We start from the raw sequence: 22762 nt of genomic DNA, 5'->3' as shown, positions 1-22762 counted from the left end.
CTGATTGAATAACAGATTGATAAACAAGTGCTCCAGCATAATCCAATAAACCGAGATAAATAGGCCATCAAACTAAACATGAACAGTCGCATAGCAATAACTCACATCGGATTGTGTACACCTCTGGGCAACTCGCCAGAAGAGGTGCTGCCGCGTCTCATTAGCGGTGATATCAGTGCTATGCAATGGCGCGATAATTTATTGTTCGATGCGCCTACATTAGTCGGTTGCGTCGATGACAAACGGTTAATAGAAATTGCCGATCATCTCAGTTTATTTGCTTGCCGTAATAATCGTTTATTAAACACTGCCGCCCAGCAACTTGTGCCCGCAATAGAGCAAGCTAAGCAGCGTTTTGGTTCCCATCGCATCGGAGTGGTTTTAGGCACCAGCACCTCTGGCATTTCCAAAGGCGAAGCGGCATTAAAATATCAGCTTGAACATGGCCATTTCCCCCCGAGTTACCATTACTCGCAGCAGGAACTGGGTAGCCCCAGTGATTATTTAAAACAGTTGTTTGAACTGTCAGGCCCTTGTTATACCGTATCTACAGCGTGTTCATCGAGTGCCAAAGTGTTTGCCAGTGCTCAGCGGTTACTCAATGCGAATATGTGCGATATGGTAATTGTGGGGGGTGTAGACAGCTTGTGTCAGTTAACCGTTAATGGCTTTGCCGCATTAGAATCGGTATCCAAAGGCCATTGCAATCCGTTTAGTCGCCATCGTGATGGAATTAATATTGGTGAAGGGGCTGCTTTATTTACTTTAGAGCGTGGCCAAAGTGACGTCATGTTGGCGGGGATCGGCGAGTCTGCCGATGCTCATCATATTTCAGCGCCACACCCGCAAGGATTAGGTGCTATTGCCGCTATGCAACAAGCCCTGGCAGAAGCCAACATTACGGCCGAAAAAATCGATTATCTCAACCTCCACGGTACCGCTACTCCCAAAAATGATGCCATGGAATCGCGTGCGGTCACCGCAGTATTCAGTCATTCATCACCAGCCTGCAGCTCAACCAAGCCGCTCACGGGCCATACTTTAGGCGCAGCTGGCGCGATTGAAGCTGCCTTTTGTTATTTGTTATTAAGCCCACTTAACCATGAAAAGCGTTTGCCGCCGCACATCTGGGATGGGCAGCAAGATACTAATGACCCGAATATCGCTCTCGTTAGTGCCAACAACAATACTGGCCTTAGCCAACTCAACTTTATTATGAGCAATTCATTTGCCTTTGGCGGCAGTAATGCCAGCCTGATTTTTTGTCGAAAGGATGCCTAGTTCCATGTCAATAGTCACTGCAACGCCGGCGATGTTAGCGCAAGATATAAGTACTTTTATTCCGCATCGAGCACCGATGATCTTGATTGATAATGTCTTAGAACATCGCCCAGACTGCTTAATCACCGCAACCCATATTAGCCCTAATAGTGCCTATTTCGACGCTCAACTCAATGGCGTGCCTAATTACGTTGGCATCGAGTATATGGCCCAAAGTATTGCTGCATTAGCGGGTGTTGAAGCCTTACTGTGCGACGATACTATCCGAGTCGGTTTTTTACTCGGCACCCGCAAACTGCAAATGCATATAGACACCTTTACCTTAGGTGAGTCTTATCGCACCAAGGTCACTCGGCTGTACCAGGAAGAGTCTGGATTAGCGGTATTTGACTGCCAAATTTATCATCACCAAACGTTAGTGGCGGCAGCTAATGTCAATGTATTCCAACCACAAGATACCCAGGCTTATATTGATGAAAGCCAAGCTGACGGCTAAGCATGATCAACAAACCTTTTGACACCCCATTGGAGTTCCTCGAATCAATCACGGAGAGACATTTTGAATAATAGAGTATTAGTTACCGGTTCAAGCCGAGGAATAGGCAAAGCCATCGCCATTAAATTAGCCGAGAATGGTTTCGATATTGCGCTGCACTTTCACAGCAATCATGCTGCCGTAGCGCAAGTACAAAAAACCTTATTAGATCTTGGTGTGCAGGTTAGTTTACTGCAATTTGATATTGCCGACCGCCAAGCGGTCAAGCTTGCTATCGAAACGGACATTGCCGAAAATGGTGCCTATTATGGCGTTATTCTTAATGCGGGTATTAATCGCGACACCGCCTTCCCTGCGATGACCGAAGATGAATGGGACAGTGTGATCCACACTAACCTTGATGGTTTTTATAATGTTATCCATCCTACAGTGATGCCAATGGTGCAAGCACGTAAAGGCGGACGTATTATCACCCTAGCCTCAGTGTCAGGCATTGCAGGTAATCGTGGCCAAGTGAACTACAGCGCATCAAAAGCGGGAATTATTGGCGCAACTAAAGCCTTGTCGCTTGAGTTAGCTAAACGAAAAATTACTGTCAATTGTATCGCACCAGGGTTGATTGAAACCGACATGGTCACAGATATTTCAACAGATATTGTCAACCAACTAGTGCCGATGAAGCGCATGGGCAAACCCAGTGAAATAGCCGGGCTAGCTAACTTTTTATTATCAGACGATGCCGCCTACATAACTCGCCAAGTGATCTCCGTTAACGGAGGCATGATATGAAGCGTGTAGTCGTTACCGGTATGGGCGGGATTTCCGCATTAGGCCAAGACTGGCAACAAATTAAAGCCAGCCTATTAGCCAAACACAACTGCGTTATTCGTATGGATGAATGGGATCGCTACCCAGGTCTAAATACTCGACTGGCAGCGCCAGTGACTGATTTTTCTTTACCTGCCCATTATTCACGTAAAAAGATCCGCTCTATGGGGCGAGTATCCATGATGGCGACACGAGCCAGTGAATTAGCGCTTGAAGATGCAGGTTTGTTGAACGACCCCATCCTTAATTCCGGTCAAGTTGGCGTTGCTTACGGTTCATCTACAGGCAGTACCGATCCCATTATGGGCTTTGGTGACATGTTAAAAACGGGCGAAATGTCGGGGTTAACCGCCACCAGTTATATCCGCATGATGGCCCACACTACCGCGGTTAATATTGGGGTGTTCTTTGGCCTGCAAGGCCGTATTCACACCACCAGCAGTGCCTGTACCTCTGCCAGTCAAGGCATTGGCTATGCTTATGAAGCGATTAAATATGGCATGCAAACCATTATGCTCGCGGGCGGCGGTGAAGAGCTTTGTCCTACTGAGGCGGTGGTATTTGATACTTTGTATGCCACCAGCACCCAAAATGAAACTCCAAAGCTAACGCCACGCCCATTTGACCAGAGCCGCGATGGTTTGGTTATCGGTGAAGGAGCTTGTACTTTGATATTAGAAGAGCTTGAACATGCTCAAGCCCGTGGTGCAAATATTTATGCTGAGTTGGTTGGTTTTGGCACCAACTCAGATGGCCAACACGTCACTCAACCCAATGCTAATACCATGGAAGTAGCGATTCGTTTAGCCTTAAAAGATGCCCAACTATCGGCACAAGACATCGGTTATATTAGTGCTCATGGCACCGCTACTGATCGCGGTGATATAGCTGAAACTGCCGCGACTCATGCAGTATTTGGCACAGAAACGCCAATATCGTCATTAAAGAGTTATACCGGTCATACCCTAGGAGCCTGTGGTTCATTGGAAGCATGGACTAGTATTAACATGATGAATGAAGGCTGGTTTGCACCAACACTCAATCTTAATCATGTCGACCCAGAATGCGCCCCGCTCGATTACATTAAAGACGATATTCGTCATATCGACACCGACTATATTATGAGTAATAACTTTGCTTTTGGTGGCATTAATACTTCATTGATTTTTAAACGTTGGCGTTAATCATATAAGGGTATAGCTCCTTTGCAGCCATATAATGCAGGCGAAAGCGATGCTTTCGCCTGTGTTTTTACACCTTGTAAGCCGCAGCTTTGGCTTGATAGTCTTGAGTAATCCGTTTCATTTCTACCGCGCCACCAGCCAGCTTTTGAACTTGCGCCGATAAAAGTACAACGGCTTGGGCGTTATCCAAAATCTCCGCACCTATTTGAGTCAATCTATCTGCTTGTTGTTGTGTACCATTTGCCACATTGTGGCTCAAGGTAGCCACTTGACCTATTTGAGCAGAACGTTGCTCAAGCCCTTGAGCAATGCTACTGGTGTGGACTACATTTTGCGTCGTACGTTGCTTGCCTTGATCCATCGACTCAACGGTTTTTAGCATGCTGACATTTAAACGACTCAGTACTTTTTCAATACCATCGGTAGACTGACTGGTACGCTTTGCTAAAGTGCGAACTTCATCTGCCACAACGGCAAAACCACGGCCACTCTCACCCGCTCTAGCCGCTTCAATCGCCGCATTCAACGCAAGTAAGTTAGTTTGATCTGAAATACTGCGAATGGCCTGCAACTGTGTGGTAATAGCACTAACATCAGTGGTTAAATCAGTCATTGATTCAGTTACTTCAGTCATATTAGTTTCTAGCGCCTGCATGTCTTTCATAATGCTTAATGCGTTCTGGCGATCGCCAAGACTTGAGGTTGCCCCCTCTCTTGCTTGATCCGCTGAAATTTGGCTGTCATGAGCCATTTGCTGAAAACTGTCAATAACATGTTGAGTCGATTCGGCAATCAATCGCGCTTGGTTATTTTGCTGTTGTACCGCATGTTGAGCTTGATCGCTCAGGCTCATTAAGTTGTCGGAAGTACTTGCCATTTTCACAGCAATATCGCGATAGTCGTTAAACAATTGCGACAACTCTTCCAGCATCAAATTAAAGGACATTTCTGCCTGAGTATCGGCTGAAGGTAACCGAATCGATAAATCTTTATGCTGTGAAATATGTTGAATTGCACCAGCAATACGTTGATTGGCAACTGAGTCTGCACGCATAAATAAGGCAATACGAATTAAAATACCGGTTTCAGTTACGGCAAACAGCGCATGAACGAGCATGATACTCCAGCTACACTCGCCAGCAAAAATCATCACTGGCGTATCAAATAGTTCAACACCTTGTAATTGGATATAAGTCATTAAGACGTGATGTATCGCCACGGTCAACAAAGCGGCCACTAACGGCTGCCAACGCAGGTAAATAAGAAATATCCCCATGGTAGCAAAGATATGAAAGTGCATTTCAATCATGCCCATTTGGCTTTGAACTAATAGTCCCGATACTGTCATCATAATCACAGCAGCCACAATGCCAAACAACTCAGTACCTTTTAGCAAAACATAACTGAGCTGTGATATTACCAATACTGCTATCGCGGCGGTGATACTAAATGTCAGCATTTTAGCGCCGATAAAACCACTCGCGGCTAGCAGTGGAGCCTGCAGCAACAATAATCGATATATATATGAATCATTTTTTTTAAGCAGTGTTACTGTTTGATTATCATTCATACATATCCCTAGTGTTGAGTTGAAATAATATGGTTTAGGTCGATGAGCATTTTGGATGTTGAAAGCTGCTTAGCAGTGTAAATACGCGCGATTTTTCCGTAAGGATCCAACAAAAATAGATTACCTACATGATTTATAGTTGCGAGTTGTCGATTGATATTGTCAGATAAGCGTAACTCAAGTTGATGTAAATCTGACTCGGACAATGACGCACTGACAAAACGTTTAGAGCGTGCATCGATCACCGCTTGGCGCACGGCTAATGTGTCGTTATCAGGATCGATAGTCACAAACATAAATTGAACCTCAGCTTTATTTATCGAAGCATCCTGCTGTATTCGTTGCTCAAGTTGATCTAATTGCTCAATGCGTATTGGACAAATTTCTGAGCACGACAAAAAGCCTAAAAATAAGTAGGTATATGTTCCCGCGGACGCAGGGTACTGGTGAACTTGTTGATTAACGTCTTGCCACCGAAAATGAATCTGTTGGCCGTCATTTCCGGTAATGCCATAAGCCTCTGTATCTGAAGCCCACTGATTGATCAGCATCAATATAGGCATAAGACTCAAAGCGAGCAAGATTAATACTGACGCGATGACAATTTTTCTGAGTTTCATAAAAAATAAATGACAGCATGACGGCTTTTCAACGGTAAACCCGTAGGCTTTTGTTAATGAAACTACATTTTTGAAAAGTAAAATTGGCATCAATCTAGATACTGGTTCTACTAATTATACGCAGTAAATACTTTTTTGGATTAATAAAATAACAACAAAACACAAAATAAAAAAACGCTTAATGAACCTTTAAATGTCAAAGGTTCATTAAGCGTTAACTATACGAATTCGTGGCGTTATCTAAACATCTATAAAATGATTAGAGTGCTATTGCATCAATATCAAGCTTAGCTTGGCTAATACCTGCTTCGGCTGCATCTGGGCCCATATTTAATGATTCAGCATAAATGGTTTCGACGTTGTTAATTCCAATGAAGCCCAACACAGTTGTTAAGTAAGGTACAACATGATCTGTAGACCCGCCTTTATGCGCTCCACCACGAGTCGTCACAATAATGGCACGCTTACCTTTGATTAATCCAACGGGTCCTGTATCGGTGTAAGTAAACGTTACACCGGCACGAGCAATAAAATCGATCCAATTTTTTAACGTTGTCGGTATGCCAAAGTTGTACATCGGCGCTGCGATAACAATGGTGTCATGATCGTTAATTTCAGCGACTAATTCATTCGATAGTGCCACTGCAGATAATTGACGTTCGGAAAGGTTATCGCCGCCACGTAAACCAGAAGCTAGCTCACCATCTAACATTGGCAAGGTATTTTTACCTAAATCACGCACTGTAATTTGTGCACCTTTACTGCTCCATTGCTGATTTAAATAATCAACTAATGCTGAAGACTGTGAATAACTGCCTAGAATGCTTGATTTTAAAATTAATACTTTTGCCATTGTTAAGTCTCACCCATATGTTTGTTGGGTCATATGCTATGTGCCTGACCAATGTAGCTAGTATATTGACCTATAAAAAAGAATAATAGCGCAATAATTATGCAATTATATTCGATAAAATCGAAACATATTTACTTGTTCAACGCGAATATGTTAATCAACGCGACCATTTTTTGGCGGTAAAGATACAAATTGGCCGGTAAACGTAGCACACATAATGTCATCACAATATAACGCCACTTCTAAGGTGATTTTGACTCGCCGGCCTCGGTTTAATGGGTTCAAATCAGTATAGGGCCAAATAACTTTGGCATAGGGCTGTTTAGTCACCGGTTTTAAATACCTGACTTTTGCATCAGCTAATACAATATCACCATGGGCTTGTGACAATTGCTGCTGTAACCACACCATTCCCCAGCCTGTTAATGTCATTAAGGTATAAATACTGCCAGCAAACATGGTGTGATGTAAGTTAACGTTGGGCTCTAAAGGTGCAGTGACTTGTAGGCTATCTCCATTAAACAACACTGGTTTAATGCCCATAAATTGACTAACAGGAATCGTACTATGCCAAGTTTCACACAAGGTCTGCAGTAAAGCATTGACCTTGGCATCTGATTGCGCTTCTGTGAATGAAATATCAAACATAACGGCATCTCTCCGATGATGACTGGTTAACCTCTACTGACAATAATAGAATGGTAATAAATTAAGGCCTTATACCTGCAGATTAAAGGTCACTGGGCCATCATTGACCAACTCGACCTGCATATCTGCACCAAATTGTCCTGTCTGTGTCATAACCCCTTGTTGGCGACAATATTCGACAAAAGCCAAATAAAGGCGATCGGCTTGTTCAGGAGTTGCAGCGCTCGAAAAACTGGGTCTTAAGCCTTTGCCGGTATCTGCTGCTAAGGTAAATTGCGACACCACCAATAATTGTCCACCGACTTGAGCCAGATTAAGATTCATTTTTCCGTTTTCATCACTAAACACCCGATAATTAATGACTTTTGTAGCTAACTTAACCATTTTATCAATATTATCTTCGCGCTCTATGCCTAGTAATACTAACAAGCCTTGGTCAATTTTGCCGACTATTGTATTGTCGACCGCCACTGACGCGCGTTTAACTCGTTGAATTAATGCAATCATAACTGCCTTAAACTATGCTATTTGATGATGCTTATTGAAGAAAATAAAACAAGGCCAACTGAGAGACCACAGGTAGCAACATAACTTGCTACTTGTGGCCCATACAGACTAGTTGTTACTGAATACATTGGCGTAGAACACCAATGCCACTTAAGATTTATCAGACGACGAAATGGATTTATCGACCACTAGAGGATCGTGCACATTATTGAGATTCTGGCTTTTAGTCTCAGTCTCTGTAAAAATTTCAGCTTTAAGATCATCCGCGATAACCGCTAAACTTTCCAGATACTCTGGCAGTGCGGCAGTAATTTCTGCACCGAGTAATACAATCATCCACGATAAATATACCCATACAAATAAAATCGGCACTACTGCCAGTGCACCATAAATGGCTTCATAACTCGGAAATTGGGTCACATAAAACGCAAAACCCTTTTTGCCTGCTTCAAATAATACCGCTGCTACAATCGCTCCCAATAGAGCATGTAAAAAATGGATTTTCTTGTTAGGCACGACCATATACAACAGTAATATAGATGCCACAGAAAACAGCAATGGTAGACGCTCAACAATCCACGGGACTAATCCAGACAACTCACTGCCAGTTACCACCTCTAATGAAACAACATAAGAGGTGGCCACTAGACTTGCACCAATGAGTACAGGACCTAGAGTTAACACCATCCAGTACATCGAAAATGACACCACGTAAGAGCGCTTTTCGGTAATTCGCCAAATGTTATTCAATGCTTTATCGATAGCTGAAATCAGCATAATGGCAACAAACACTAACGCAACAATACCGACAAAGGTGCCTTTAGATGCATTAGCGACAAACTCGTTGATATGCACTTGCACCGTATCACCCGCTGCAGGTATAAAATTATTATATATAAAGCCTTCAATATTGCCGCGAATACCTTTAAACACCGGAAAGGCCGATAACATCGACATGGTGACAGCCAACATAGGCACCAATGACAACAAGGTCACATAGGCCAAATGACCTGCTCGTATATTAATTTGGTCTTCAGCAAGCCGTTGTTTGAGATGGAGTAGAAACTGCCAAATCCCACTAAAAAAAGCCGCAATAGGGCTGTAATCAAACTTTTTGGGCATAATAATCCTTATTTCATACCACGTTAGTGGAGATAACATTTGTATTAAGTCACTAACTTCGTACAATGTTATAACATATTAGTCATCGAATAATGGAGCAAATTGATGTCACAACAAGGTTCGGCGGGTAATATACTCGCAGCTGTCGCGAGCTTATTTTTCCCAGGCCTAGGTCAGCTTTTACAAGGGCGTATATTAGCGGCTTTGTTATTCTTCTGCATTACTGCTGTTTGCTATTTCTTTTTTGTGTTGGTCATCCCAGCCATTATCGGTGGTTTATTCCATTTATGGAGCATCATCGACGCAGCAAAATTTAAATCAGGCAGTTAACTCATAAGGTAGTTAACCTCAACGAGGACACTTTTCGCCTCACACAATAAAAGAGACACATTGATGAAAAAATGGATATCACTGGCACTATTAAGTAGCAGTTTACTGTTGAGCGGTTGTCAAAGCGCCTATTACGGTGCAATGGAAAAAGTCGGCTACCACAAACGCGACATTATGGTCGATAGAGTTCAAGAGGCTAAAGAGTCGCAGGAAGAAGCACAAGAGCAATTTAGCTCTGCATTGGAAGAAATGCAGGCGCTTTTGGCATTTGATGGTGGCGATTTAGAAGATGCTTATAATAAAGCGAAAGATGAATATGAGTCTGCTCAATCTGCAGCAGATGAAGTGAGTCATCGCATCGAGAAAGTCGAAGATGTCGCGGATGCATTATTTGACGAATGGCAAACTGAAATCGAAGAAATCAGCAAAGCCAGTTTACGTCGTAACAGCACCAGCAAGCTCAATGAAACCAAGCGTTCATATAAAACGCTAGTGAGAAGCATGCGTCGTGCAGAAGCAAAAATGCCACCCATTCTAACTGCGATGAAAGATAATATGCTGTATTTAAAACATAACCTAAATGCGCAGGCTATTGGTGCAATTAAAGGTGAGTTTGCCAATTTACAGACTGATATCTCTAGCCTGATTAAAGAAATGAACAAATCGATTGCCGAATCGAACAAGTTTATTGCCTCAATGGAACAAGGTTAAACCTTACCTAACCTATCAACTTAACGCCCTTAGCGGTAACCTATGCTGTCATAGTCTATGACGGCCTAGGTGCTGCTTTTGGGTATTTATATGTGCCTATTTGCGTATTTGCGTATTTGCGTATTTGCGTATTTGTGCTTATTCGATCGGTGACTGATCCACTGGCAATGCCGTACGGCTAAATATTTGCTTCAAAACTACTGTAGTTTCAATGCTGGCGACAAACTTGAGGTTGCCGAGCGATTTTTTGATAAATTGCTCATAAGAAACCAAATCTTTGGCGACTATTTTGAGCATATAATCATAAGATCCAGTTACCACGGCGCATTCCATCACTTGAGGTAATTGTGCCATGGTTGACTCAAATAACGCTGTCGATTGATCAGTATGTTCCGTTAAGCGTATCGACGTATAAACCACAACATTGAGACCCACTTTAAAAGGGTCAACTTGGGCACCATAGCCTAAAATCACTTTATCTTGTTCAAGCTTTTTGACTCGTCGTAAACAAGGAGTATCCGACATATTAACCTTATCGGCTAATTCAGAAACAGCCATCCGGCCCTGACGTTGTAAAATCTCTAATAGCTTGAGGTCTTTCTTATCCATTGAACAAATCGCTTTTTAGTGAGTGATTAACGGTATAAATATCATATTCCTGAGTGAAATCCTCTACAAATTTACGTTAATCACAAATATTTCAAGCAAATGGGAGCCACAAAACAATAAATGCCATAAAGTTAACATGGCATTTGTCTAAAGAGGGTAATTTGAGGTGATACTCGCGAATAACAAGAGCACTTAACACTCGTCAATATCGACGACAACTAACGGTGACTCTCCTGCAACTTGTGGCTGAGAGTAACTAATTTCACATTTATTCGCAGCATAATCCGCATTGGGACGAATACGTAACCCGCTTCGATTATTAACATCGTATGTTGTGATGTTAAATTCACCACCGCTACCGTTGTCGGCAATGTTAATCATCCTGATGATACCTGCTGAGGTATGACGCGGATATCCGTAAGCTAACGTTACTGATTAGTCTCACATCTTTTGAGCAATAAAAAACCCGATAATCAATTATCGAGTTTTTTATTGGTTTGCTTGTTTAAGCAATTGTATTCAAAAATTACAAGCTGTAGTACATCTCAAACTCAAGTGGGTGAGTAGTACGTGCAACACGTTCTGCTTCAGCCGTTTTAAGTTGGATATAAGACTGGATAAAGTCTTCGCTGAATACGCCGCCTTTAGTCAAGAACTCATGGTCAGCTTGTAAATGTTCAAGTGCGTTTTCTAATGACGTTGCAACCTGTGGAATTTCAGCAGCTTCTTCAGGAGGTAAGTCATATAAATCTTTATCCATTGCTTCACCTGGGTGGATCTTGTTTTGAATACCATCAAGACCAGCCATAAGTAATGCTGAGAAACCTAAGTATGGGTTTGCATGTGGATCAGGGAAACGCGCTTCGATACGACGGCCTTTAGGGCTTGGTACCACTGGAATACGAATTGAAGCACTGCGGTTACGTGCAGAATATGCAAGCATTACAGGCGCTTCAAAATGTGGCACTAAACGCTTGTAAGAGTTAGTGCTTGGGTTAGTGAACGCATTCAATGCACGAGCATGCTTAATAATGCCGCCAATGTAATAAAGCGCTAAATCACTCAAACCAGCATACTTATCACCTGCGAATAAGTTTACGCCGTCTTTAGCTAAAGACTGATGCACGTGCATGCCGCTACCGTTGTCACCAACGATTGGTTTTGGCATAAATGTCGCTGTCTTACCATAAGCATGCGCCATGTTATGAACAACGTATTTTAGAATTTGAATTTCATCAGCCTTCTTAGTCAACGTGTTGAAACGTGTTGCGATTTCGTTTTGACCCGCTGTTGCTACTTCGTGGTGATGCGCTTCAACTACTTGACCCATTTCTTCAAGTACTAAACACATTGCCGAACGTAAATCTTGTGAAGAATCAACTGGTGCAACTGGGAAATAACCACCTTTCACCATTGGACGGTGACCCGTGTTACCTTCTTCATAGCTCTTAGCTGAGTTCCATGATGCTTCTTTTGCGTCAATCTTAACAAAACAACCTGACATGTCGGTACCAAAACGGACATCGTCAAATAAGAAGAACTCTGGCTCTGGACCAATCAATACTGTGTCAGCAATACCAGTAGAAATTAGGTAAGCTTCAGCTTTTTTAGCAATTGAACGTGGGTCACGATCATAACCTGTCATAGTACCAGGTTCTAAAATATCACAACGAATAAGCGCTGTTGTTTCTTCTGTGAAAGGGTCTAATACGAAAGTGGTTGGATCTGGCATTAGCACCATGTCAGATTCATTAATGCCTTTCCAACCTGTAATTGAAGAGCCATCAAACATTTTACCGTCTTCAAAGAAATCTTCATTTACTTGATGAGAAGGAATAGAAACGTGCTGCTCTTTACCTTTAGTGTCGGTAAAGCGTAAGTCTACAAACTTAACTTCTAACTCTACAAGTTGTTTTAAAACTGATTCAACTGACATTCTCAAGCCTCCGGTAGGGTAAAGGGTTGTCCCTTAAATAATCTTGCTATTCGCCAGATGATGCACCTGGAAAACGAATCTTTTCATAATTATCAGCAATAAAGCGATATTCATGCCAGATCGCTAACTAATTGATTTTATGAAGATGAGAAAGTTTCCAAATCTTCTAAACCATAACCTTGCACCAACCTCGTGCATCACTATGTTTCATCATGGTGCAAAAGTCCATAATGGTGCGTCATGTTAATGTTGCTGTTTTAGCCAATGTCACAGTTTTGTCTTACACCATGGTTATGCTTCATATATATACGTTTTATGCTGTTTATTAATCCATAGCAAGCGATAGATTTACAAGTGTTCAAAAATAATCCTATCTACAAAAGCTGCTGTGAAGTAGAATGGCACGCTTTTTTACAGTAGCTATAATCTATAACTACTGTTAGATCCTTTTTTTTTTATTTGCTGGTTTAGAGGTTTATCCGTGCTAGAGAATTTACGTAACATCGCCATTATTGCCCACGTTGACCATGGCAAAACAACCTTGGTTGACAAAATGTTGGCGCAGTCAGGAACCCTTGCATCTCGTGGAGAAGCTACTGAGCGGGTTATGGATTCTAACGATCTTGAAAAAGAACGTGGGATCACCATTCTGGCAAAGAACACTGCCATCCAGTGGAACGACTACCGTATTAATATCGTAGATACTCCTGGCCACGCCGATTTCGGTGGTGAAGTTGAACGCGTTCTATCTATGGTTGACTCAGTATTATTGTTGGTTGATGCAGTTGATGGCCCAATGCCACAAACTCGCTTTGTAACCAAGAAAGCATTCGCTCAAGGCCTTAAGCCAATTGTTGTTATCAACAAAATTGACCGTCCAAGTGCTCGTCCAGATTGGGTTATTGACCAAGTATTCGATTTATTCGTTAACTTAGGTGCCACTGACGAACAACTAGATTTCCCAATCGTTTATGCTTCGGCATTAAATGGTTTTGCAACGTTAGATCCAGATGTAGCAAGCGATGATATGACGCCGCTATTCCAAACTATCGTTGAGAAAGTAGCTTTCCCAGATGCTGATGCAGAAGCTCCATTCCAAATGCAAATTTCTCAAATCGATTATAACTCATACGTGGGTGTTATCGGTATTGGCCGTATTACTCGTGGTAGCGTTAAGACTAACCAACAAGTGACCATTATTGGCGCTGACGGTAAGACACGTAACGGTAAAATGGGCCAAGTATTAGGTTACATGGGTCTTGACCGTACTGAAGTGCCAATTGCAAATGCTGGTGACATCGTTGCTATTACAGGTTTAGGCGAGCTTAAAATCTCTGATACTATCTGTGCAGTGAATGCAGTAGAAGCAATGCCACCGTTAACTGTTGATGAACCAACACTAACGATGACATTCCAAGTAAACACTTCTCCGTTCGCGGGTAAAGAAGGTAAGTATGTTACTTCACGTAACATTCTTGAACGTTTACAGACTGAATTAGTTCACAACGTAGCACTTCGCGTTGAAGAAACAGAAAGTCCAGACCGTTTCCGCGTTTCAGGTCGTGGTGAATTACACTTATCGATTTTAATTGAAAACATGCGTCGTGAAGGTTATGAATTAGCCGTATCTCGTCCAGAAGTTATTCTAAAAACAATCGATGGTGAGCTACATGAACCATACGAAACTGTAACAGTTGACGTTGAAGAAGATCATCAAGGTACCGTAATTGAAAAATTAGGTGTTCGTAAAGGCGAAATGAAAGACATGCAGCTTGATGGTAAAGGTCGTGTACGTATCGACTTCGTTATCCCAAGCCGTGGCTTAATTGGTTTCCAAACCGAATTCTTAACAGCAACATCTGGTACTGGTCTAATTTATCATTCATTTGATCACTACGGTCCACACAAAGGTGGCGATATTGGTCAACGCGCTAACGGCGTATTGATTTCAAACGCAACAGGTAAAGCACTAACATTCGCTCTATTTGCTTTGCAAGACCGTGGTCGTATGTTTATTGGTCACGCTGCTGAAGTGTATGAAGGTCAAGTAGTGGGTATTCATGCTCGCTCTAACGATTTGACAGTAAACTGTTTGAAAGGTAAGCAGCTAACTAACATGCGCGCATCAGGTACTGATGAAGCACAAGTATTGACTACGCCTATCACATTGACTCTTGAGCAAGCTCTTGAATTCATCGATGATGATGAATTAGTTGAAGTAACTCCTAAGAACATCCGTGTTCGTAAGAGATTCTTAACTGAGAATGAGCGTAAGCGTAATAACCGCAGTTAATTACCATCAATGAGTGGCAACGTCTGCCACTCATTGAGATCTAAAAAGCCCAGATGCATGCATCTGGGCTTTTTGTTGTCTAGTCTATACAGAGGCTAAAAATATTGGTAGCAAGCGGTGACGAGCGAAAGAGCCTAGGACGCTGCGCTGCTAGTACGCTCCGCGGCTAGAGGCTATAAAGTCAACAGCTTAGCAGCGAAGCGACTCTAGCAGGACACTGTCCGCCCTAGCAGCGAAGCGACTCTAGCAGGACACAGTCCGCCCTAGCAGCAAAGCGACTCTAGCAGGACACAGTCCGCCCTAGCAGCAAAGCGAATCTAGCAGGACACAGTCCGCCCTAGCAGCGAAGCGACTCTAGCAGGACACAGTCCGCCCTAGCAGCAAAGCGACTCTAGCAGGACGCAGTCCGCCCTAGCAGCGAAGCGACTCTCGTGATACAACATGAAAACATTTAACTAGATATTTTACGTAAACGCAGATAGATTCAAACCAAGATCATTTTTAGGAAAAATATATGAGTATGTTGCAACAGGTAAGCGTCGCTAAAAAAGCCAATGTGTATTTTAACGGTAAAGTGATAAGCAGAAGCGTAGTATTAGCTGATGGTAGTAAACAAACTTTTGGTGTGGTATTGCCTGGTGAATATGAGTTTTCAACGGCTCAAGGTGAAATAATGCAGGTTATTTCTGGCAAGTTTGACGTGTTATTACCGGGTAAAACTGAGTGGGTTGCATATGCTGAAGCAAGCCAGTTTGAGCTTGCACCAAATGTGAGCTTCAGTATCCGAACAGATCAAATTTCAGAATACTGCTGCCAATACATCTAGTGTTGTTGCACCTAAATAAACAATAGCGGTTTAATATCGCCGCTTCGATTCAGCTTAACTAAACAGTTTAAGCTGATTTTTTTTATAAAAACGTCTACTCTATTAAAACTGTCGTTTTATGGAGTACATCATGCGCCTTATCATACTTATTAGTTTGCTATTATTGAGCGCCCAAAGTGTTGCTACCGTATACCGTTGGGTAGATGAAAATGGCAAAGTTCATTACTCAGATGAACAAAAAAATAATGCCGAAGCTGTTGAATTAAATGAAAACACCCAAAACAACATGACGATTGACACCCCAACAAAAATCAATGTCATCCCAACAACAGAAGCATCAATTAACTACACGATTTCGATTACCTCTCCCCAAGAAGAAGCTACTGTGCGTGACAATAATGGCGCATTTACCGTGTCAGTGAGCGTCACCCCTCAATTACCTCGTGGCGTGCTAATGACATTATTAGTCGATGGTATTATCGCAGCCCCAGCTCAAGCATCGAATATATTCCAATTAACGGGCATTAATAGAGGTGAACACTCGTTGGTTGTTAACGCTGTAACACAAAGCGGCAAAGTCCTTGCATCAAGCTCTCCTAGAAAGATATTCCTTCACCAAGCATCTGTATTTGGACCTGCAAAAAAGTCTAAATGATTAAGATAAAAATCAGTTTATTCATTAGCTTATGAAATTTTGCGTGACTATTTATCTTACAAAGTGCTTGTGTGTTCCGGGTTGTGATATGCACCAAAGTGGTGCATTATAATGGTGCAACCCTATACTAGGACGGCTAATGGACACAAATAACCTTCTCAATCACTTAGTCACCGCAGTGCTTGTTATTAATAACGAGCTCAAGCCGAGCTATGCTAATGCCGCGGCCGCACAATTATTGGGAGTAGGTAACCATAAGCTACTCGAGCAAACGCTTCCTGAGCTTTATCAACTGATGGGGGTTGAGCCACAATTACTGCGCGATGCCATTAATGCCGCCCAGGGACTCACGGTCAATACCGCCGCATTAATAACCCTAGACGGCCAACATCACACCATTGATATCACCTTGATGCCAATTGAAAATGACAATAACCTCAGCATTTTAGAATTACGTCAAGTAGACCAACAACGTCGCATTCATCAGCAGCTTAATATGGACGCCCAACAACAAGCTGCACAGTTTTTGGTACGTAACTTAGCCCATGAAATTAAAAACCCACTGGGCGGCCTTAGAGGCGCTGCGCAGTTGTTATCGCGAGAGCTCGACTCGCCCGAATTAAAAGAATTTACCAGTCTGATTATCGAACAAGCAGATAGATTACGTAATTTAGTCGACCGTTTACTTGGCCCGCAACGACCAACGCAGCATGCTGAACACAATATCCATCAAGTGATTCAAAAAGTGCTTAAGTTAGTCGAAATGGCACTGCCAGACAATATCTGCTTAAAACGAGATTATGATCCATCGATTCCAGATATTCAGATGGATCCAGATCAAATGCAGCAAGCCGTATTGAATATTGTGCAAAATGCGATACAAGCGTTAGAACATTGTGGTGGCGATATTGTCATTCGCACTCGCACTCAACATCAAGTCACCATTGGAACACAGCGCTATAAAGTGGTACTCGCCTTATCCATTATTGATAACGGCCCCGGTATTCCTGCTGAGTTAATGGATACCCTCTTCTACCCTATGGTCACCGGACGTGACGAAGGTTCAGGGTTAGGATTATCCATTGCGCATAACATTGCCCGATTACACGGCGGTCGCATTGATTGTGTTTCGGCACCAGGGCATACCGAATTTATTATTAACCTGCCATTACAATAACTAGCATGCCCTTTGTAGGCAGAATGAGGTAGTAACATGAACATTAGTGAACAAGTTTGGATCCTCGATGATGATAGTTCGATCCGTTGGGTACTCGAAAAAGCCCTTAAAGGCGCATCACTGTCAACGGCTAGCTTTGCTGCTGCAGAATCCTTGTGGCAAGCTTTAGAAGCATCACAACCTCAAGTCATCGTTTCAGACATCCGCATGCCAGGGACTGATGGCTTAACCTTGCTTGATCGCTTACAACTGCATTATCCGCATATTCCAGTGATCATCATGACCGCCCACTCAGACTTAGACAGTGCCGTGAGCGCATATCAAGCAGGTGCATTTGAATACCTACCAAAACCATTTGATATTGATGAAGCCATTAATTTAGTTGAACGCGCACTCACACATGCAACAGAGCAAGCACCACAACCCGTTATTGATACCACCATAAAAACCCCTGAAATTATTGGTGAAGCCCCGGCAATGCAAGAAGTGTTTCGTGCCATAGGCCGATTATCTCGCTCATCTATCAGTGTGCTCATCAATGGCCAATCTGGTACTGGTAAAGAATTAGTCGCTGGTGCATTGCACAAACACAGCCCGCGTAAGGACAAACCCTTTATTGCATTAAATATGGCTGCCATCCCAAAAGATTTGATTGAATCTGAACTCTTTGGCCATGAAAAAGGCGCCTTTACTGGTGCCGCCAACGTGCGCCAAGGTCGTTTTGAACAAGCCAATGGTGGCACGCTATTTTTAGATGAAATCGGTGACATGCCAATCGATGTGCAAACGCGATTATTACGAGTCCTTGCCGACGGCCAGTTCTATCGTGTCGGCGGTCATCAAGCAGTGCAAGTTGATGTACGTATTATTGCTGCGACGCATCAAAATCTTGAGGTGCAGGTGCAAAAAGGCACCTTCCGCGAAGATTTGTTTCATCGCCTCAATGTGATCAGAGTACACTTACCGCCGTTATCGCAGCGCCGTGAAGACATTGCCCAACTCGCCAATCACTTTTTAAGCACCGCAGCGAAAGAGATTGGCGTTGAACCCAAAATACTCACTAAAGAAACCGCGGTAAAATTGGCTAACCTTCCTTGGCCGGGTAATGTTCGCCAACTTGAGAATACTTGTCGTTGGTTAACCGTAATGGCGTCCGGACAAGAAATTTTACCGCAAGATTTACCACCAGAATTGCTTAAAGACCCAGTAGCAACCCAGCAGAAACAAGCTGGAGCAAGTGACTGGCAAACCGCATTAACTGATTGGATTGATGAAAAGCTGGCTGCAGGTGAAAGTGATTTACTCACTGAAGTGCAACCTGAATTTGAACGTATTTTACTTGAAACAGCACTAAGACATACTCAAGGCCATAAACAAGAAGCCGCTAAACGTCTAGGTTGGGGTCGTAATACCCTAACGCGTAAATTAAAAGAACTGTCGATGGACTAAAAACGAAACGACGCAGGGGAGCCATAATGATGTAATAACATTATGGCAATGACACTTTTATAAAAATGCTATGATCTTAACAACGGTAAGTGCGAAGATGATCTCATATTGCCGAGTTTACCCAGTTTACACATCACATCAGGGTACAAATAACCAAAAGCGCTAGAATATTTATCGAGTAAAAATGCTACATTAAAATATAACATTCAAACAAGGAACGATTTTGGATTTTGATGCTCATTATGGTGTAGTTATTCATCAAGATTTTATACCACTTTATGCCGATGATAATTATGCAAAAATCTTCGGTTATAATACAGCTCAAGATATTTTAGCGCTAAAGAGTGTTCTAGAGTTAATCGATCCCGAACTACAGGATGTAGCCACACACACTTACTACGCATTAATGAGTGGTATAGAAAAACCTCAGGTACGCAGCTACGTTAACCGTAACCGTTTAGGTTTGAAACTCAATATATTAGCTATTGAACATATAGTTGAATGGCAAGGACGATCAGCCCTACAAATCACGATTGTGGATTTAACTGAATCTACAACACTTAAACAAGCTTTAGTACAAAGTGAAAGTCGCTATCAGCAATTAGTCAATGGATCTGTACAAGGCGTATTAGTACATCGCAACTTTAGCCCGCTATATTGCAATCAGACATTAGCACAACTATTCGGTTACCCTAATACTCAAAGTATTATGTCACTCGCCTCAATTTTGGATGTGATTGAACCAAGCTATCAAGAACAGCGCCTAGACGCTAACGCTGCGTTACTCGCGAATAAAGTTAAACCTCATCCTGTTGAAATCAAATGCCTACACCTTAGCGGTCGTATCATATGGGTGAAATTAATTGAGACGGTGATCAGTTGGGAGCAGCAACCCGCTATTCAAGTTACCATGATCGATGTCACCGAATCTTATTTATTAAAAGACAAACTCGATAAACAAATCTATGTTGATTACCTCACAAAAGCCCTTAATCGACGAGGCTTAATCCATTTTAGTCAGCAATTAATGACCCATAGCACCCTTGTGCATGAACACCTTTATTGTGTCTTAATGGGTATAGATGACTTAAAGCAAATTAACCATTTGTTTGGCCATGATATGGGTGATAAAGCGTTGATTCACTTTGCTCAGCATTGCCAAAGTAAGCTTGCTGAAACTGACTTAATCGCCCGTTGGAGCGGTGATGAATTTATTGCCATCATTCAAGCTAGCAGCAAAAATATTGCACTAAAAATAGCCGAGAGTATTCGTCATAGTATCGAACATACGGAGCTAATCGAACCAGAAAGCGGTAAGCACATTCGCTTTAGTGCCTGTGTCGGGTTATCTAACTGGCAAGCTGACGACACTATCGACCGCCTTATTTTGCGTGCAGATTCAGCGTTAGAACAAGCCCGATCACAAATCACTAGCCAGCTAGTGTTTGCATAACCTAGAGTCATAAATACACTAAATTAAGCCAATATTCTGGCTAACAAAAGCCGCTATTGCGGCTTTGTTAGTATTAAAACGTCAATTCGTCACTGTTAATGATAACCGATTGATATTTAAAACAGTATGCTCAAGATACCAACAATGATAAAAGCTATGGTGCCGAGTAAAGTTTCCATCACTGTCCATGTTTTTAACGTGGTTTTCTCGTCCATTTCCATCAAACGCCCTACCAGCCAAAAACCGGAATCATTAAAGTGCGATAACACCGTTGAACCACCAGCAATGGCAATCACAATAAAACATAAATCAGCAGCGCTTAATCCAGCCGTTGCCGCAACCATGGGCGCAATTAATGCAGCTGTAGTGGTTAATGCCACAGTTGCAGAACCTTGCGCCACCCGCAAACAGGTGGCAATAACAAATGCGGCCACAATTAACGGCATACCGGTATCGGATAATGCATCCGCTAACGCTTGGCCTATACCACTGGCACGTAACACACCGCCAAACATGCCACCAGCACCTGTGACTAATATCACCGCACAAATTGGCCCTAATGAATCGCCACACAGTTTTTCAAGCGGTTGCATGCCGTAGTCTTTAGCAAAGACCACCAAACACACTAATAAGGTAATCAGCAATGCGATGGGCGTCTTACCCAGCATTCGCAGTAATTGAACTAATGGCAACTTACCATCAATAACTCCTGCTACCGCTAAGGTATTTAACCCCGTATCCATAAAAATGAGTATCACAGGTAACACCAGAATCGACATCACTGTAGCAAACTTGGGGATCTTGTCGACATCGATAATAGGTGCGGTGCTGAAGAAAACTTTCGATACGGGAATATCAAATTTTTTGCCTGCATATAAACCAAATAAGTAAGCGCCGATATACCATGTAGGGATTGCTACCATCATGCCAACAAATAGCAATAAACCAATGTTGGCGCCAAGTAAGTCTGCAGCTGCTACCGGTCCAGGGTGTGGCGGTACAAAAGCATGCATCACCGCAAATGCACCCGCTGACGGTAAAGCATACTTAAGTGGTGAGTCGCCAAAGCGTTTAGCCACGCTAAAAATAATAGGCATCATTACCATTAAGCCAGCATCAAAAAATATTGGAAAACCAAACAACAGCGAAGCGATACCTAACGCTAGCGGCGCTTTATCTTCACCAAAGCGGCTAATCAAGGTATCGGCAAGCACTTTAGCACCGCCAGTGACCTCTAAAATCTTACCTATCATAGCGCCAAGGCCGACTAATAAGGCAACTGAAGCCAAGGTGCCACCAAAACCCGCCATCATAGTCGGCACTACTTGATCACTGCTAATGCCACTTGCCAGTGCAGTGGCCACGCAGACTAATGTTAACGATACAAAAGCATGCAATTTCATTTTAATAATCAGGATCAATAACGCGATAATGGCGAGTGCAGCTATCATCAACAAGTAGGTCGGGTCTGCGATTTGTACCATTGTGTCCATACTATATTCCAAAGTGATTAATGAGAGTGCTCATTCGAATTCACAAACCTTAATGAGATCAGTAAACTCAAGTTATAAACTGAGTTACGAAAAAATAAGTCTTTAATTATATAAGCTTATATTAAGGAATGGTAAGAGAATGACAGGAAAATGCATTATTGTAATGGGTGTGTGCGCATGTGGTAAAAGCAGCGTAGGTGAACTGTTAGCAAAAATGATGAATGCCACTTTTGTAGACGGTGACGATCTTCACCCCCAGGCCAACATAGAAAAAATGGCCCGAGGAGAACCTCTAAATGATGCTGATAGAGCACCTTGGTTATCGCGTATTGGTGATCTAGCTTTAGAATTTAACAACCAAAATAAAACCGTGATTATTGGTTGTTCTGCACTAAAAAAATCCTATCGGGATCTAATTCGGCAAGGTAATCAACAGGTCGGGTTTTTATATTTGCAGGGTAGCTATGAATTGATTTTGGCACGCATAATAGCCAGAAAAGGTCACTTTATGAAACAAAACATGGTCGACAGCCAGTTTGCCACATTAGAAGAACCCACTAATGAGCCATTAGTGGTGACTGTCGATATTAACGCCAGTATTACAGACATAGTAAAGCAGGCTTTGGCGCAATTTAACGCTCTGGGATTTTAATCTCTATATCTAACCTGTGTCAGCTTAATCGCACGTATTGCTGAGCTGGCATTTGTCATCCCCATTCAT

The 22762-nt window shown here is 42.5% G+C and carries 23 protein-coding genes; 13 read left to right on the top strand and 10 right to left on the bottom strand.

Annotated elements, in window-relative coordinates:
* The first annotated feature begins 78 nt into the window (after positions 1 to 78).
* From AAEY94_RS04200 to AAEY94_RS04185, 4 genes are all read left to right on the top strand, one after another.
* Positions 79 to 1281: a beta-ketoacyl-[acyl-carrier-protein] synthase family protein gene (locus tag AAEY94_RS04200; protein ID WP_350977456.1), complete on the top strand. Its 1203-nt coding sequence runs from the start codon at positions 79 to 81 to the stop codon at positions 1279 to 1281.
* 4 nt (positions 1282 to 1285) lie between these two features.
* Complete coding sequence (locus AAEY94_RS04195; RefSeq protein ID WP_350977453.1) at positions 1286 to 1777, top strand: hotdog family protein; 492 nt, start codon at positions 1286 to 1288, stop codon at positions 1775 to 1777.
* A 63-nt stretch (positions 1778 to 1840) separates the two neighbouring features.
* The gene (locus AAEY94_RS04190) at positions 1841 to 2566 is read left to right on the top strand and encodes a 3-ketoacyl-ACP reductase FabG2 (RefSeq protein ID WP_350977450.1); all 726 of its coding nucleotides are present in this window, start codon (positions 1841 to 1843) and stop codon (positions 2564 to 2566) included.
* On the top strand, positions 2563 to 3789 hold the full coding sequence (locus AAEY94_RS04185; RefSeq protein ID WP_350977448.1) for a beta-ketoacyl-ACP synthase: 1227 nt from the start codon (positions 2563 to 2565) through the stop codon (positions 3787 to 3789). Before AAEY94_RS04190 ends, AAEY94_RS04185 begins: the two co-directional genes overlap by 4 nt.
* Before the next feature lie 67 nt (positions 3790 to 3856).
* Here AAEY94_RS04185 and AAEY94_RS04180 read toward each other — a convergent pair whose 3' ends face one another.
* The 6 genes from AAEY94_RS04180 to AAEY94_RS04155 all read right to left on the bottom strand — a co-directional run bounded on the left by AAEY94_RS04180 (position 3857) and on the right by AAEY94_RS04155 (position 9109).
* Positions 3857 to 5359, bottom strand: coding sequence for a methyl-accepting chemotaxis protein (locus tag AAEY94_RS04180; protein ID WP_182743299.1), 1503 nt, complete (start codon positions 5357 to 5359; stop codon positions 3857 to 3859).
* 8 nt (positions 5360 to 5367) lie between these two features.
* A complete protein-coding gene (locus AAEY94_RS04175) occupies positions 5368 to 5979 on the bottom strand; it encodes an SCO family protein (RefSeq protein ID WP_350977443.1) in 612 nt (203 codons plus the stop codon).
* Between the two features lie 259 nt (positions 5980 to 6238).
* Positions 6239 to 6832 (bottom strand): FMN-dependent NADH-azoreductase, encoded by a 594-nt coding sequence (locus AAEY94_RS04170; protein WP_101084948.1) that lies wholly within the window; start codon positions 6830 to 6832, stop codon positions 6239 to 6241.
* A gap of 153 nt (positions 6833 to 6985) precedes the next feature.
* A complete protein-coding gene (locus AAEY94_RS04165) occupies positions 6986 to 7480 on the bottom strand; it encodes a thioesterase domain-containing protein (protein WP_101084947.1) in 495 nt (164 codons plus the stop codon).
* A 69-nt stretch (positions 7481 to 7549) separates the two neighbouring features.
* Entirely contained in the window at positions 7550 to 7987 is a 438-nt protein-coding gene (dtd, locus tag AAEY94_RS04160) for a D-aminoacyl-tRNA deacylase (RefSeq protein WP_101084946.1), read from the bottom strand.
* A gap of 150 nt (positions 7988 to 8137) precedes the next feature.
* Positions 8138 to 9109: a virulence factor BrkB family protein gene (locus AAEY94_RS04155; protein WP_101084945.1), complete on the bottom strand. Its 972-nt coding sequence runs from the start codon at positions 9107 to 9109 to the stop codon at positions 8138 to 8140.
* 105 nt (positions 9110 to 9214) lie between these two features.
* On the opposite strand from AAEY94_RS04155, the gene AAEY94_RS04150 reads away from it, so the two are divergent.
* Both AAEY94_RS04150 and AAEY94_RS04145 read left to right on the top strand, forming a co-directional pair.
* Positions 9215 to 9439, top strand: coding sequence for a hypothetical protein (locus AAEY94_RS04150; RefSeq protein WP_101084944.1), 225 nt, complete (start codon positions 9215 to 9217; stop codon positions 9437 to 9439).
* A 63-nt stretch (positions 9440 to 9502) separates the two neighbouring features.
* Complete coding sequence (locus AAEY94_RS04145) at positions 9503 to 10150, top strand: DUF2959 domain-containing protein (protein WP_011635819.1); 648 nt, start codon at positions 9503 to 9505, stop codon at positions 10148 to 10150.
* A gap of 138 nt (positions 10151 to 10288) precedes the next feature.
* Here AAEY94_RS04145 and AAEY94_RS04140 read toward each other — a convergent pair whose 3' ends face one another.
* The 3 genes from AAEY94_RS04140 to glnA form a co-directional block, all read right to left on the bottom strand.
* Positions 10289 to 10759, bottom strand: a complete 471-nt coding sequence (locus AAEY94_RS04140; RefSeq protein WP_101084943.1) for an Lrp/AsnC family transcriptional regulator — start codon at positions 10757 to 10759, stop codon at positions 10289 to 10291.
* Positions 10760 to 10951: 192 nt separating this feature from the next.
* Positions 10952 to 11140, bottom strand: a complete 189-nt coding sequence (locus tag AAEY94_RS04135) for a hypothetical protein (RefSeq protein WP_350977435.1) — start codon at positions 11138 to 11140, stop codon at positions 10952 to 10954.
* 145 nt (positions 11141 to 11285) lie between these two features.
* Positions 11286 to 12695, bottom strand: a complete 1410-nt coding sequence (gene glnA, locus AAEY94_RS04130; RefSeq protein WP_101084941.1) for a glutamate--ammonia ligase — start codon at positions 12693 to 12695, stop codon at positions 11286 to 11288.
* Between the two features lie 481 nt (positions 12696 to 13176).
* On the opposite strand from glnA, the gene typA reads away from it, so the two are divergent.
* The 6 genes from typA to AAEY94_RS04100 all read left to right on the top strand — a co-directional run bounded on the left by typA (position 13177) and on the right by AAEY94_RS04100 (position 20548).
* On the top strand, positions 13177 to 14988 hold the full coding sequence (gene typA, locus AAEY94_RS04125) for a translational GTPase TypA (RefSeq protein ID WP_101084940.1): 1812 nt from the start codon (positions 13177 to 13179) through the stop codon (positions 14986 to 14988).
* Between the two features lie 514 nt (positions 14989 to 15502).
* Positions 15503 to 15814 carry a pyrimidine/purine nucleoside phosphorylase gene (gene ppnP, locus AAEY94_RS04120; RefSeq protein ID WP_011635813.1) on the top strand — a complete coding sequence of 104 codons (312 nt, stop codon included), beginning with the start codon at positions 15503 to 15505 and terminating at the stop codon, positions 15812 to 15814.
* Between the two features lie 130 nt (positions 15815 to 15944).
* Entirely contained in the window at positions 15945 to 16469 is a 525-nt protein-coding gene (locus AAEY94_RS04115; protein WP_162022110.1) for a DUF4124 domain-containing protein, read from the top strand.
* A 139-nt stretch (positions 16470 to 16608) separates the two neighbouring features.
* Positions 16609 to 17646: a nitrogen regulation protein NR(II) gene (gene glnL / locus AAEY94_RS04110; protein ID WP_192114037.1), complete on the top strand. Its 1038-nt coding sequence runs from the start codon at positions 16609 to 16611 to the stop codon at positions 17644 to 17646.
* A gap of 36 nt (positions 17647 to 17682) precedes the next feature.
* Entirely contained in the window at positions 17683 to 19095 is a 1413-nt protein-coding gene (gene glnG / locus AAEY94_RS04105; protein ID WP_101084937.1) for a nitrogen regulation protein NR(I), read from the top strand.
* Positions 19096 to 19318: 223 nt separating this feature from the next.
* The gene (locus tag AAEY94_RS04100; RefSeq protein WP_182743305.1) at positions 19319 to 20548 is read left to right on the top strand and encodes a sensor domain-containing diguanylate cyclase; all 1230 of its coding nucleotides are present in this window, start codon (positions 19319 to 19321) and stop codon (positions 20546 to 20548) included.
* A gap of 116 nt (positions 20549 to 20664) precedes the next feature.
* Here AAEY94_RS04100 and AAEY94_RS04095 read toward each other — a convergent pair whose 3' ends face one another.
* Positions 20665 to 22041: a GntP family permease gene (locus AAEY94_RS04095; RefSeq protein WP_162022108.1), complete on the bottom strand. Its 1377-nt coding sequence runs from the start codon at positions 22039 to 22041 to the stop codon at positions 20665 to 20667.
* 139 nt (positions 22042 to 22180) lie between these two features.
* Between AAEY94_RS04095 and AAEY94_RS04090 the strand changes: the two genes are divergently transcribed.
* Positions 22181 to 22693 carry a gluconokinase gene (locus AAEY94_RS04090; RefSeq protein WP_101084935.1) on the top strand — a complete coding sequence of 171 codons (513 nt, stop codon included), beginning with the start codon at positions 22181 to 22183 and terminating at the stop codon, positions 22691 to 22693.
* The last annotated feature ends 69 nt before the right edge of the window (positions 22694 to 22762 follow it).

Source organism: Shewanella sp. AC34-MNA-CIBAN-0136 (assembly GCF_040309945.1).
In the GTDB taxonomy this organism is placed as follows: domain Bacteria; phylum Pseudomonadota; class Gammaproteobacteria; order Enterobacterales; family Shewanellaceae; genus Shewanella.
Note: the sequence above shows the minus strand (reverse complement) of the source record. Positions and strands in the feature narration are given on the sequence as shown.

Bases quoted from the DNA above. Each gene is read 5' to 3' on its own strand.
- AAEY94_RS04200 (WP_350977456.1), top strand. From the start codon at position 79: ATGAACAGTCGCATAGCAATAACTCACATCGGATTGTGTACACCTCTG.
- AAEY94_RS04195 (WP_350977453.1), top strand. From the start codon at position 1,286: ATGTCAATAGTCACTGCAACGCCGGCGATGTTAGCGCAAGATATAAGT.
- AAEY94_RS04185 (WP_350977448.1), top strand. From the start codon at position 2,563: ATGAAGCGTGTAGTCGTTACCGGTATGGGCGGGATTTCCGCATTAGGC.
- AAEY94_RS04180 (WP_182743299.1), bottom strand. From the start codon at position 5,359: ATGAATGATAATCAAACAGTAACACTGCTTAAAAAAAATGATTCATAT.
- AAEY94_RS04175 (WP_350977443.1), bottom strand. From the start codon at position 5,979: ATGAAACTCAGAAAAATTGTCATCGCGTCAGTATTAATCTTGCTCGCT.
- AAEY94_RS04170 (WP_101084948.1), bottom strand. From the start codon at position 6,832: ATGGCAAAAGTATTAATTTTAAAATCAAGCATTCTAGGCAGTTATTCA.
- AAEY94_RS04165 (WP_101084947.1), bottom strand. From the start codon at position 7,480: ATGTTTGATATTTCATTCACAGAAGCGCAATCAGATGCCAAGGTCAAT.
- dtd (WP_101084946.1), bottom strand. From the start codon at position 7,987: ATGATTGCATTAATTCAACGAGTTAAACGCGCGTCAGTGGCGGTCGAC.
- AAEY94_RS04155 (WP_101084945.1), bottom strand. From the start codon at position 9,109: ATGCCCAAAAAGTTTGATTACAGCCCTATTGCGGCTTTTTTTAGTGGG.
- AAEY94_RS04150 (WP_101084944.1), top strand. From the start codon at position 9,215: ATGTCACAACAAGGTTCGGCGGGTAATATACTCGCAGCTGTCGCGAGC.
- AAEY94_RS04145 (WP_011635819.1), top strand. From the start codon at position 9,503: ATGAAAAAATGGATATCACTGGCACTATTAAGTAGCAGTTTACTGTTG.
- AAEY94_RS04140 (WP_101084943.1), bottom strand. From the start codon at position 10,759: ATGGATAAGAAAGACCTCAAGCTATTAGAGATTTTACAACGTCAGGGC.
- AAEY94_RS04135 (WP_350977435.1), bottom strand. From the start codon at position 11,140: ATGATTAACATTGCCGACAACGGTAGCGGTGGTGAATTTAACATCACA.
- glnA (WP_101084941.1), bottom strand. From the start codon at position 12,695: ATGTCAGTTGAATCAGTTTTAAAACAACTTGTAGAGTTAGAAGTTAAG.
- ppnP (WP_011635813.1), top strand. From the start codon at position 15,503: ATGAGTATGTTGCAACAGGTAAGCGTCGCTAAAAAAGCCAATGTGTAT.
- AAEY94_RS04115 (WP_162022110.1), top strand. From the start codon at position 15,945: ATGCGCCTTATCATACTTATTAGTTTGCTATTATTGAGCGCCCAAAGT.
- glnL (WP_192114037.1), top strand. From the start codon at position 16,609: ATGGACACAAATAACCTTCTCAATCACTTAGTCACCGCAGTGCTTGTT.
- glnG (WP_101084937.1), top strand. From the start codon at position 17,683: ATGAACATTAGTGAACAAGTTTGGATCCTCGATGATGATAGTTCGATC.
- AAEY94_RS04095 (WP_162022108.1), bottom strand. From the start codon at position 22,041: ATGGACACAATGGTACAAATCGCAGACCCGACCTACTTGTTGATGATA.
- AAEY94_RS04090 (WP_101084935.1), top strand. From the start codon at position 22,181: ATGACAGGAAAATGCATTATTGTAATGGGTGTGTGCGCATGTGGTAAA.